This window comes from Vibrio sp. A8-1 (assembly GCF_013048685.1).
Lineage (GTDB): Bacteria > Pseudomonadota > Gammaproteobacteria > Enterobacterales > Vibrionaceae > Vibrio > Vibrio metschnikovii.
On record NZ_VHTC01000077.1, the window covers coordinates 1 to 2,315 of the forward strand.

Here is a 2,315-nt window from a genome sequence, read left to right on the forward strand (position 1 = left end):
TATAGAATTGTTTCAAGTGGTTTAAGTAAAAAGAAGCAGGCTGAGTTAGGGATTCTTTGTCAATCTGAAACACGCACATAACAAAGCGTTCAAGAGGGATTCGCAACGCGTAGCATTTTCGTTATGCATTGATTTTATTGGTTTTTAGTGCAATGCGGTGAGTTGGTCGTTGCGTTACTCACCCCTTAACGCGGCGTTATGCTTTATTGAGCCTCAGCAAAATCAATATATAAATTTTAATGGGAAAGCTTGGTCTGATTTTGGCGGTTTTCTATTCTAATTCATTGATATAATGAGTTTATTGTTCTTTTTGGTGGCGATTGAAAGTTGAACGATACTTGTGCTTTTTCGGCAACTTTGCCCTGATAAATTGTGTACGCAAAAGGTTCGATTGTCGCTGAAAGGTATCTTTCTTTGTTGTTGCTTGTCCATTGATTCCGCTGGCTATTTCGCTTCAACTTGTTTGGGATCTCATTGGCATCTAGTTTGCTGACAGTGTTTGGTTAGCGCAAGTTTATCGATGATTGTGCGCTTTTTTCCGGCTTTGCTCTGATAAATTGTGTGCGTAAAAGGTTCGATTGTTGCTGAAAGGTCTCTTTCTTTGGCGTTGTTTGCTCATTGATCCCGCAGGCTAATTCGCTTCAACTTGTTTGGGATCTTATCGGTAACAATGCTTGCTGAAAGTAGGCAAGTTTATCATTTTGAGTTAAAGTGGCTTTAACTAATGAACATTGTAAAAGTTCAATGTAATCAATAGGTAATAAAGCATAACAAACGCTTCAAGAGGGACTTCCAACGCGCGGCATTTTTATTATGCGTTGATTTTGGTGGTTACGGTGTTATGCGGAAACTTGGTAGTAGCGTTGTCAGCCCCTTAAGCGGGCGTTATGCATATGGAGTCTATATGGACATAGATATCGAAGTGATTGAATTACCAGACGTTGATGGATTTCGCATAGAAGCCTTACTTCCAAATGGTCATTCAGTCGGCTATATCAATATCCTTGTAAAAGGAACAGTGGCTGACCTTTGTGATTTATGCGTTAAAGATTCCTATCTGTATCTCTGGCCTAGTTTTATGCCTGTATTTCTAAGTATTCAGCGAAAGCGTAATTTCCAAAATAAAGGTATCGGAAGTCGGCTGCTTACTAGTGCTATTGAACACTCAAAATCTAAAGGTTGTAGCCAAATGAAAGGTTGGATGCATGGTGACAAGCCTAGGTTAGAAAAATTTTATAGATCATTTGGCTTTAAAATCAGTGGAATTAACATCGAGCTAGACCTTGAAAATATGCATAACAAGGCGTTAAAGAGGGATTCGCAACGCGTGGCATTTTAGTTATGCGTTGATTTTATTGGTTTTTAGTGCAATGCGGTGAGCGGGTAGTTGCGTTGCTCACCCCTTAACGCGGCGTTATGCGCTATAGTTGGTTGGAAGTTTTTTATACAAAATAAAATGGAGTAAGTACATGAGATTAAATCAGTTATTGGTTTCAGTCATAGCTGTGTTAGGACTCAATTCTGTGGTTATGGCTCAAGCTGATATTTCAGAAAAATCTCAGAAGAACTCAAGTTTAGGGACACCCTATATTGGCGCAGATTGGGCTTTATTTAACAGCACTAAACTAGATTTCAGTAATTCATCAATTAAGAACTCCAGTAGTTTCGCTGATTTTGGCTATAACGCTGTGGTTGGTTATGAGTTTAATGTTGATAAATCGGTAAAGATTGGCGTTGAAGCTGAGTATCGCCATTTTGGTAAAGTATCAGAAGAAGATGAGTTTAGCGTTAAAGGAAGTGGTGTTTATTTAAACATTAAGCCCAAGTTTATTGTGCATTATGAGCAAGCAGATGCTTATTTGAGCCTGCTTGGTGGTATCGGTTCAGTTAACTTAAAAGGTAACGTAGCTTCTGACGGTTTATCTATTTCTCAATCAGAGCTAGGTTATCAGTTGGGAGTTGAGCTGGGTTTTATTATCAATAAAAACATTAATTTGCATGTTGGTTATCGCTCAACAAGTGTTGAAATAAAGCCATTTGATGTATCAATAAGCAGCGGTTACGGTGGTATTCGTTACTACTTCTAACAGCGCGCATAACAAACGCTTCAAGAGGGACTTCCAACGCGTGGCATTTTTATTATGCGTTGATTTTGGTGATTACGGTGTTATGCGGAAACTTGGTAGTGGCGTTGTCAGCCCCTTAAGCGGGCGTTATGCTACCAGTCGAAATCTTCAATAAGGAATACTATGAAACAGAACATTGTCCATATTGCTTTAGTTGTAAAAGATTATGATGAAGCCATTGATTTTTAT

At 38.7% G+C, this 2,315-nt stretch carries 3 protein-coding genes; all 3 read left to right on the forward strand.

Annotated elements, in window-relative coordinates; all coding sequences use genetic code 11:
- Positions 1-904 precede the first annotated feature (904 nt).
- Positions 905-1,339 carry a GNAT family N-acetyltransferase gene (locus FKN93_RS17210; protein WP_099609944.1) on the forward strand — a complete coding sequence of 145 codons (435 nt, stop codon included), beginning with the start codon at positions 905-907 and terminating at the stop codon, positions 1,337-1,339.
- A gap of 130 nt (positions 1,340-1,469) precedes the next feature.
- Positions 1,470-2,087 (forward strand): outer membrane beta-barrel protein, encoded by a 618-nt coding sequence (locus FKN93_RS17215; RefSeq protein ID WP_148523830.1) that lies wholly within the window; start codon positions 1,470-1,472, stop codon positions 2,085-2,087.
- Between the two features lie 162 nt (positions 2,088-2,249).
- The coding region (locus tag FKN93_RS17225; protein ID WP_249374227.1) for a VOC family protein at positions 2,250-2,315 on the forward strand (66 nt) is incomplete at its 3' end.

What these genes read in the sequence shown, in the direction of transcription:
- FKN93_RS17215 (WP_148523830.1), top strand. Translation starts at nt 1,470, where the DNA reads ATGAGATTAAATCAGTTATTGGTTTCAGTCATAGCTGTGTTAGGACTC.
- FKN93_RS17210 (WP_099609944.1), top strand. Translation starts at nt 905, where the DNA reads ATGGACATAGATATCGAAGTGATTGAATTACCAGACGTTGATGGATTT.